Genomic DNA, 8565 nt, shown 5'->3' with positions numbered 1-8565 from the left:
CGAGGTGGCCGCGCTCGCTGCCGCCGCGCCCGCGCCGGCAGCGTCGCCGGCCGAGCCGCGCCGCGACCCGACCATGCCGGCCGTGATCCTGCTCTGCGTCATCACGGCGTTGACCATGGTCGGGCACTACACCTTCTACACCTACATCGCGCCGTTCCTGATCGACGGGCTGGGCGTGGACGGCGCCGCCGTCGCGCCGCTGCTGTTCGCCTACGGCATCGCCGGCGCGGTCGGGCTGGTGCTCTCCGGCACCGTGTTCGGCCCCCGGCCCCAGCTCGGACTGGTCGTCGGCATCACGGTCTCCGCGCTCAGTGTCGGCGTCCTGGCGCTTTTCGCCCAGACGCTCCCGGTCGCAATCATTGCCTTCGTGCTGTGGGGGCTGGCCTTCGGCACGCTGCCGCCGCTGCTGCAGACGCGGCTGCTGCGCACGGCGTCCCGGCGCATCCGCGACACCGCCAGCGCGATCTACACCACCGCGTTCAACGCGGGCATCGGCGGCGGGGCGCTGCTCGGCGCCGCCCTGCTGAACACGGTGGGCATGGACGCCGTGCCGGTGACCTACATCGGCATCCTGGTGCTGGCACTCGTGCTGGTCATCGTCAGCGACGCGGTCACGCGGCGCCGCGACGCCTGATCCGCTGACGACCGGTGCGGCGCTACTCGGGCTTCGGGTCTGGCCCGTCCCGGTCGGAGAGCGGCCGGTTGGCGACCACCGGCAGGCGGCCGGTGAACGCGGTGCGGGCCGCCGCGATCTCGAGGATGCGGCCGCGGCAGGCATACCAGCCCGCGACCAGGGCAGGGATGATCACGATCAGGGTGCCGATGGTGAGCGTGCCGGTCGGCCAGTCGAAGGCCATCAGCACGAGCACGCCGACGAGGAAGACCAGCGTGACGTAGCCCGTGTACGGGGCCCCCGGCATCCGGAACGTCGGCCGCACCAGGATGCCCTTCTTCGCCCAGGCCTGCAGGCGCAGTTGGCAGAGCACGATCATGCCCCAGGCGCTGACGATTCCGATGGCCGCCATGTTGAGCACGATCTCGAACGCCTGGTCCGGCACGATCGCGTTCAGGCCGACGCCGGCGAGCGTGACGACGCCGGTGAGCAGGATGCCGCCGAACGGCACGCCGTTGCGGCTGATCTTCCCGGCGAAGCCGGGGGCAGATCCCGCGAGCGACATCGAGCGCAGGATCCGACCGGTCGAGTAGAGACCGGCGTTCAGGGAGGACAGCGCCGCGGTGAGCACGACCAGGTTCATGATCACGTCGATGCCCTCGATCCCGATGCTGCCGAAGAACGTGACGAACGGGCTCTCGCCGGCCTTGTAGCTCGTGTAGGGAAGGAGGAGCGAGAGGAGCAGGATCGAACCGACGTAGAAGATGGCGATCCGAACGATGACCGTGTTGATGGCCCGCGGCATGACCTTCTGCGGGTTCTCGGTCTCGCCGGCGGCTGTGCCGATGAGCTCGATCGAGGCGTAGGCGAAGACGACGCCCTGCACGACGAGCACGGAGGCGATCAGGCCGCCGGGGAACCAGCCGCCGTTGTCGCCGATCAGGTCGAAGCCGACCTGGGCGCCTTCGACGGGGGTGCCGAAGATGACCATCCAGGTTCCCACCAGCAGGAACGAGACGATGGCGACGACCTTGATCAGCGCGAACCAGAACTCCATCTCGCCGAACACCTTCACCGAGAGCAGGTTGAGGCAGAGCACCACGGCGAGGGCGATCAGCGCGAACAGCCACTGCGGCACCGCGCCGATCGGCGCCCAGTACTTGGCAAAGAAGTTCATGTACAACGCCACGGCGGTCACGTCGACGATCGCCGTCATGACCCAGTTCATCCAGTAGAGCCACCCGGTGACGAAGGCGGTCTTTTCGCCGAAGAACTCACGGGCGTAGGAGACGAACGAGCCGGACGACGGACGGTGCAGCACGAGCTCGCCCAGGGCGCGCAGAATGAGGAACGCGAACAAGCCGCAGATGGCGTAGACGATGACGAGCGACGGGCCGGTGCTCGCGAGCCGTCCGCCGGAGCCGAGGAACAGGCCGGTGCCGATGGCGCCGCCGATGGCGATCATCTGCACCTGGCGGGACTTGAGGCCCTTGTGCAGCCCGTCGTCCTCGTGCACGCTCAGGGCGTCGGAGATGTGCTCAAGCGGAGTCTCCTCCGGCATGCCGTGATGCTCGTGCTTCCGGCCGTGGCCGGAATCGTGCGGGGCGGAGGGGCGGTCTGGCCCCTGGGTGGTGCTCGTCATCGGGCCACTTTCGATCGCGCGGTTTCTCCTCACCCTACCGGCACGGCACGGTCCGGTCCCTTTCGGGGCCCCCGAAGGGGAACCCGAGGCAGGCATCCGATACACTGGGTGCTGACATTTCGACAGGGAGAGCCGGGAGGCCGCATGGCGACGATCCTCCTGATTTTCCTGATCCTGTCCCTTTTCACGCCGGCCCTGACCCGTCGTATCGGACCCCGCGTCTTCTACCTGATCGCCCTGCTCCCGGCGGCGGCCTTCGTCTTCACCCTCGGTCAAACCGGGCTCGTGACACGCGGCGGAGCGGCCACCGAGCGCATCCCCTGGATCCCGCAGCTCGGCGTGGCCCTCTCCTTCCGCGTCGACGCCCTGGCCTGGCTGCTGGCCCTCGTCGTCACCGGGATCGGCGCGCTCGTGCTCGTCTACTGCGCCCGCTATTTCCGGGCGGACGAGCCGGCCCTCGGCCGCTTCGCCGCCTGCCTGCTCGCCTTCGCCGGCGCCATGTACGGACTGGTCACCGCGGACGACATCGTCGTGATGTTCATCTTCTGGGAGATCACCAGCGTGCTCTCCTACCTCCTGATCGGCCACTACACCGCCAAACGGGAGAGCAGGGGCGCGGCGTTGCAGGCGCTCCTGGTGACCACGTTCGGCGGCCTGGTCATGCTGATCGGCGTGGTGCTGCTCAGCGTGCAGGCCGGCACCACCTCGCTCGCGCTGCTCGTCTCCGAGCCCGTCACCGGCCCGATCGCCGGCTGGGCGGTGCTGCTGATCCTGGTCGGGGCCCTCTCCAAGTCGGCGCTGGTTCCCTTCCACTTCTGGCTGCCCGCGGCGATGGCCGCCCCGACCCCGGTCAGCGCCTACCTGCACGCAGCCGCGATGGTCAAGGCCGGCCTCTACCTGGTTGCTCGGCTCGCACCCGGCTACGCCGACACCGACGGCTGGCTGCCGGTGCTGGTGACGATCGGCGTCTGGACCATGCTCGTCGGCGCGTGGCGGTCACTGCGCAAACACGACCTCAAACTGGTGCTGGCCTACGGCACGGTCAGCCAGCTGGGCTTCATCATGGTCGTGGTCGGCTTCGGCAGCCGGGACGCGGCGCTCGCCGGTGCGGCGCTCCTGCTCGCCCACGCCCTCTTCAAGGCGGCGCTCTTCCTCGTCGTCGGCATCATCGACCACCGCGCCGGAACCCGGGACCTGCGGCGGCTCTCCGGCCTCGGCCGCAGCGAACCCGCGCTCGCCGTGATCGCGCTCATCGCCGCCCTGTCGATGGCCGGGCTGCCGCCGCTGCTCGGCTTCGTCGCCAAGGAGGCCGTGTTCACCGCGTTCCTCGAGGCAGGCCTGGCCGGCGACGGCTGGGGCTGGGTCGCCCTGGTGGGCACGGGCATCGGCTCGGTGCTGACCGTGGCGTACAGCATCCGATTCTTCTGGGGCGCGTTCGGCACCCGCCCGGCGATGGCGCCGACGGCCCTGCACCCGAGCCGGTGGGACTTCGCCCTGGCGCCGGGGCTCCTGGCCGTCGCCACCCTCCTGCTCGGACCGCTGAGCGGCCTGCTCGATCCGCTGCTCTCGTCCTACGCCGACACGGTGGCCGGCGGCGGCGACTACCACCTGGCGCTCTGGCACGGGCTCGAACCGGCCCTCCTGATCAGCGTCGTCGTCGTGCTGGCCGGTGCCGCCCTGTTCTGGCAGCGGTTGCGCGTTGCCCGGGCGCAGGCGAGGGTGCCGGCCTGGATCGACGCCGGGCGCGGCTACGGGTCCCTCGTGCGCGCCGTCGACCGCTCGGCGGCGCGGGTCACCCACTTCGCCCAGCACGGCGGGCTGCCGCAGTACCTGGGCACGATCCTCGTCGTCTTCGTGCTCGCGCTCGGCTTCGCCGCGTCGGTCAACCGAAGCTGGCCGGAGACGCTCGTGCCCTGGGACTACCCGGGCCAGGTGCTGATCGCCCTGGTGATGGCGATCGCGGCGGCCGCGGCCGCCCGGGTGGGCAAACGGATGACGTCGGTGCTGCTCGCGGGGGTCACCGGCTACGGCCTGGTGGCCCTGTTCGCCCTCCACGGCGCCCCCGACCTCGCCCTGACCCAGGCCCTGGTCGAGACCATGACCCTCGTCGTCTTCGTGCTGGTCCTGCGGCGGCTGCCGACCCGGATCGCCCAGCACAACCGCCCGCTCCACCGGCGGCGGCGCGCCCTGATCGGCGTGCTGGTCGGCGCGGTGTCGGGCGCCATCGCGGTGATCGCCCTCGGCGCCCGCCAGGACCCGGGCATCGCGGCGGAGCTGCCGCGCCTCACGCTGGAGGCCCACGGCACCAACATCGTCAACGTCATGCTCGTCGACATCCGGGCCTGGGACACGATGGGGGAGATCGCCGTGCTGATCGTCGTCGCCACCGGCGTCGCCAGCCTGCTCTTCGTCTCGGGGCGGGCCGTGCCCCTGCCTCGGCTGAAGGGCTCCCGCCGCCAGCGCCTGCCGCGCAACCGGCGACGCGTCATCGCCGACCCGCACGCGTCATCCGCCGGTCACGCCGTGAGCCGGCAGTCGTTCCTGCTGGCGGGCCGCACGATCCCGGAGGGGGACCGGTCGATCCTGATCGAGGTGCTGGTGCGCCTGCTCTTCCACCCCGCGATCATCGTGTCGGTCTACCTGCTCTTCGCGGGCCACAACGCGCCGGGCGGCGGGTTCGCCGGCGGTCTGCTGGCCGGCCTCGCGCTCGTCTCCCGTTACCTGGCCGGCGGCCGCTTCGAGCTCGGCGAAGCAGCGCCGATCGACCCGGGCAAGCTCCTCGGCCTCGGCGTCGTGCTCGCGGTCGGCACGGCGGTCGCGTCCCTCTTCTTCACCGGGGTTCCGCTGGAGTCGGCCTATGCCGGCGTCGACGTGCCCGTGCTCGGGCACCTCTCCTTCGGCACCTCCACCATCTTCGACATCGGGGTGTACCTGGTCGTGATCGGGCTCGCGCTGGACATCCTCCGCAGCCTCGGCAGTGAGATCGACCGGCAGAGCGAGGCGGGCGAGGCGACCGAGGCGGGCCAGGCGACCGAGGCGGGCGAGACGGAACCCGCACCCGCGAGCGCGCCGGCGCCGGCCACGGAGGTGCTGCCATGAGCGCGTCCCTGACCCTCGTGGTGCTGATGGCCGTGTTGTACGCGGCGGGCGTCTACATCATGCTCGAGCGCAGCCTCACCCGTGTGCTGATTGGCTTCGTGCTCGTCGGCAACGCCACCAACCTGCTCATCTTCATCATGAGCGGCCGGCCGGGCAGTTCGCCGATCATCACCGGCACCGCCCTCGACGCGGGCATGGCCGATCCGGTGCCGCAGGTGCTGATGCTGACGGCCATCGTGATCAACTTCGGGATCACGGCGCTCATCCTCGCCCTGATCTACCGGTCCTGGTGGCTGGCCCGGCTCGGCGATGAGGGCGACGACCTCGCCGACGAGCACGCCGGCGAGACCGCGTCATCGTCGGAGGAGAACTTCCGGTCCTCCTCGGAGGACGACGCCGCCGTGCAGGCGTCCCTCGACGCCGGCGAGGAGGAGGCCAGGTGAACACGATGAACATCCTGGTGCCCCTCGTCGTCGCGATCCCGCTGATCGGTGCTGCGATCACCCTCGCCCTCGGCCGGCGGCACAGCCGGCAGATCGCGGTGAGCGTCGTCTCGCTGACCCTGGTGGTGCTGGCCGGGGCGGTGCTGCTCGTGCTGGTCGACCGGCACGGCCCCGCCGTCGTGCACGTCGGCGGCTGGCAGGCGCCGTGGGGAATCGTGCTCGTCGTCGACCGGTTGTCGGCGCTGATGCTGCTGATCTCGGCGCTGATGCTGCTCGGCGTGCTGCTCTTCGCGGTCGGCCAGGGCATCGTCGACGGCGACAGCGAGACCCCGGTGTCGATCTTCCACCCCAGCTACCTGGTGCTGTCGGCCGGCCTGTTCAACGCGTTCATCGCGGGCGACCTGTTCAACCTCTACGTCGGGTTCGAGATGCTGCTCTCGGCCAGCTACGTGCTGCTCACCCTCGGCGGCACGGGAGCGCGCATCCGGGCCGGCGTCACCTACATCGTCGTCAGCCTGGTCTCCTCCGTGCTGTTCCTCAGCGCGATCGCCCTGATCTACGGCGCCACCGGCACGGTGACCCTCGCCCTGTTGGCCGAACGCATCCCGGCGCTCCCGTCGGGCGTGCAACTCATCCTCGGGCTGATGCTGCTGCTGGCATTCTCGGTGAAGGCGGCCGTGTTCCCGCTCTCGTTCTGGCTGCCGGACTCCTACCCGACGGCCCCGGCCCCGGTCACCGCCGTGTTCGCCGGCCTGCTCACCAAGGTGGGCGTCTACGCCATCCTGCGCACCCAGACGCTGCTCTTCCCCGAGAACCCGTTCTCGGTTCCGCTGCTGGTGGTGGCGATGCTCACCATGCTGGTGGGCATCCTCGGGGCACTCGCCCAGGCCGACATCAAACGGATGCTGTCGTTCACGCTGGTCAGCCACATCGGCTACCTGATCTTCGGCATCGCGATCGGCACCCCGCTCGCCCTCGCGGCGACCATCTTCTATCTGGTGCACCACATTTCCGTGCAGACCACCCTGTTCCTCTGCGCGGGCCTGGTCGAACGGGTCGGCGGCACCACCTCCCTGGCCCGGCTCGGCGGGATGCTCACGGCCGCCCCCTCCGTCGCCGTGCTCTTCTTCGTCGGCGCCCTCAACCTCGGCGGGATCCCGCCGTTCTCCGGCTTCCTCGGCAAGCTCGCGCTGTTCCAGGCCGGCGCCGAGCTGGGCACCCCCCTCGCCTACGCCGGCCTCGCCGCGGGCGCCGCCACCTCCCTGCTCACCCTCTACGCGGTCGCCCGGGCCTGGAACATGGCCTTCTGGCGTCCCCGGCGAGAGGTGGAGAACTACGAGTCGAGCATGCTCGACCGGCTCACCGACGACCCGCACGACGAGGGGACGGTCATCACCAAAACCGTGTCTCCGCTGATGGTCGGCGCCACGGCGGCCATGCTCGCGCTCACGCTCTGCCTCACGGCCTTCGCCGGCCCCGTCTTCGCCTTCGCCGCGCGCGCCGCCGCGGACATCGAGGCGCCGGCCACCTACATCGACGCCGTCTTCCCGGACGGAACGCCATGAGCACGCCGCGGGAACGCCTCGCCGCCGCGGTGAACCAGGCGCCGCTGTTCCTCGGACTCGTCGCCCTGTGGATGCTGCTCTGGGGCCGGTTCGGCTGGCTCGAGCTCCTCAGCGGTGTGCTGGTCGCGGGGCTGGTCTCCGTCACGTTCTACCTCCCCGCGGTGCAGTTGAGCGGGCGGCTGAACCCGTGGCACGGCGCCCGATTCTTCCTCCGGCTGCTCGCCGACATCGTGCGGGCGTCGGTGCAGGTGGCCGCGCTCGCCCTCTCGCCGCGGTACCGGCCCGGCAACGCCATCCTCGCCGTCGGGCTGAACACCCGCAGCGACCTGATCCTGACCTGGACGGCCGTGGCCACCTCGATCGTGCCCGGCTCGATCGTGGTCGACGTCGACCGGGTGAGCTCGACCCTCTACCTGCACGTGCTGAACGTGCACACCGCCGGGCAGGCCGAACGGTTCCGGGCGAGCGTGCTCGCGACCGAGAAGCGGATCGTGCTGGCCTTCGGTTCGCGGGAAGACATCGAACGGATCAGGGCCTGCCCCGCCGGGGCGGATGCCGCCCCCGCCGACAGTGACGGAGCCACCTGATGGCCATCGTGGTCATCGTCGCCGGGGTCCTCTTCGGCGCCGGCGCGCTCTGCGCCGTCTACCGCATCATCCGGGGCCCCTCCGTGCTGGACCGGGTGGTCGCATCCGACGTGCTCGTCGCCACCGTGATCTGCGCGCTCGGCGCCGAGATGGCCGTCAACCGCCACACCGACAACCTTCCCGTGCTGCTGGTGCTCGCGCTGTTCGCCGTGCTCGGCTCGCTCAGCGTCGCCCGGTTCCTCACCGACAGGGGCGGCTCGTGAACGACGCGCTGCGGGACGTCGTGACCGCCGTGCTCGTGCTCGCGGCGGCCGTGATGTGCTTCGCGGCCGGGGTGGGCGTCATCCGTTTTCCCGACGTGCTCAGCCGGCTGCACGCGGCCACGAAACCGCAGATCCTCGGCCTGATCGCGGTGACGGTCGATATCGCGGTGAATGATTTCCGTCTCGGCACGGTCACCCTGGTCGTCGCCATCGTCGCCTTCCAGGCCCTCACCGCGCCGATGGCCGCCCATCTCGTGGCCCGGGCAGCCTACGCGCAGGGCCAGTCGCGACCGGACCTGCTCTTCGTCGACGAGTTCGCCCCGGCCGACCGGCAGCCTCCCCGCGGTGACTGA

Annotated in this window: 8 protein-coding genes; 7 read left to right on the top strand and 1 reads right to left on the bottom strand. The window is 70.8% G+C overall.

Features of this window, described 5'->3' with window-relative positions:
- A partial coding sequence (locus E3T48_RS09670; protein WP_134523852.1) for an MFS transporter occupies positions 1-634 on the top strand: 634 nt, incomplete at its 5' end.
- A gap of 22 nt (positions 635-656) precedes the next feature.
- On the opposite strand, the gene E3T48_RS09665 is transcribed toward E3T48_RS09670, so the two are convergent.
- Positions 657-2174, bottom strand: coding sequence for an amino acid permease (locus tag E3T48_RS09665; protein WP_241986756.1), 1518 nt, complete (start codon positions 2172-2174; stop codon positions 657-659).
- A gap of 225 nt (positions 2175-2399) precedes the next feature.
- Here E3T48_RS09665 and E3T48_RS09660 point away from each other — a divergent pair, with 225 nt between their 5' ends.
- From E3T48_RS09660 to mnhG, 6 genes are read left to right on the top strand one after another with little or no spacing between them, the layout of a single operon-like run.
- Positions 2400-5354 (top strand): Na+/H+ antiporter subunit A, encoded by a 2955-nt coding sequence (locus E3T48_RS09660; protein ID WP_134523850.1) that lies wholly within the window; start codon positions 2400-2402, stop codon positions 5352-5354.
- Positions 5351-5797 (top strand): sodium:proton antiporter, encoded by a 447-nt coding sequence (locus E3T48_RS09655; protein ID WP_134523849.1) that lies wholly within the window; start codon positions 5351-5353, stop codon positions 5795-5797. Before E3T48_RS09660 ends, E3T48_RS09655 begins: the two co-directional genes overlap by 4 nt.
- Before the next feature lie 5 nt (positions 5798-5802).
- Positions 5803-7362, top strand: coding sequence for a Na+/H+ antiporter subunit D (locus E3T48_RS09650; protein ID WP_134523857.1), 1560 nt, complete (start codon positions 5803-5805; stop codon positions 7360-7362).
- A complete protein-coding gene (locus E3T48_RS09645) occupies positions 7359-7949 on the top strand; it encodes a Na+/H+ antiporter subunit E (protein ID WP_134523848.1) in 591 nt (196 codons plus the stop codon). Before E3T48_RS09650 ends, E3T48_RS09645 begins: the two co-directional genes overlap by 4 nt.
- Entirely contained in the window at positions 7949-8212 is a 264-nt protein-coding gene (locus tag E3T48_RS09640; protein WP_134523847.1) for an MrpF/PhaF family protein, read from the top strand. The genes E3T48_RS09645 and E3T48_RS09640 overlap by 1 nt, the downstream gene beginning before the upstream one ends.
- Positions 8209-8565, top strand: coding sequence for a monovalent cation/H(+) antiporter subunit G (mnhG, locus tag E3T48_RS09635; RefSeq protein WP_241986753.1), 357 nt, complete (start codon positions 8209-8211; stop codon positions 8563-8565). The genes E3T48_RS09640 and mnhG overlap by 4 nt, the downstream gene beginning before the upstream one ends.

Source organism: Cryobacterium fucosi, assembly GCF_004403515.1.
GTDB classification, from domain to species: domain Bacteria; phylum Actinomycetota; class Actinomycetes; order Actinomycetales; family Microbacteriaceae; genus Cryobacterium; species Cryobacterium fucosi.
This window is presented reverse-complemented; position numbering and strand designations above follow the sequence as displayed.